This window comes from Pseudomonas shirazensis (assembly GCF_050496565.1).
GTDB classification, from domain to species: domain Bacteria; phylum Pseudomonadota; class Gammaproteobacteria; order Pseudomonadales; family Pseudomonadaceae; genus Aquipseudomonas; species Aquipseudomonas shirazensis_A.
In genome coordinates, this window is sequence record NZ_JBNWAE010000051.1 from 1 (window position 1) to 454 (window position 454).

Consider the following 454-nt stretch of genomic DNA (forward strand, 5'->3'; position numbering starts at 1 on the left):
ACCGGGTAATCCGGGTCAACCGGCACGTAGGCGCCACCGGCCTTGAGAATGGCCAGCAGGCCAACCACCATCGACAGCCCACGCTCAACGCAGATCGCCACCCTATCGTCAGGTTTGACACCCATACCGATCAGGTGATGCGCCAACCGGTTGGCCTGCTCATTCAGCGCGCGATAGCTCAACGCCCCTTCTTCGGCCCTGACCGCAACCGCATCCGGCGTACGCAGCACCTGCGCCTCGATCATCCCGTGCAGAGTCTGCTCGAGGTCATAGCCCACCGCCGTGTCGTTGAAGCCCTGCAGCACACGCTCACGCTCCTGCGCTTCAAGCACCTGCAAGCGCTGCACCGGCAGTTCCGGCGTCTGCTCCAGCGCCTCGACCATGGCCTCCAATACCTGGTTCATCTGCCCACAGATACGCGCCGCGCCAACGTCGGCAGGGGTCATGGCAACCA

The 454-nt window shown here is 64.1% G+C and carries 1 protein-coding gene; it reads right to left on the minus strand.

What is annotated here, in order from left to right:
* A partial coding sequence (locus tag ACQZ2L_RS25070; protein ID WP_430328315.1) for an AMP-binding protein occupies nucleotides 1-454 on the minus strand: 454 nt, incomplete at both ends.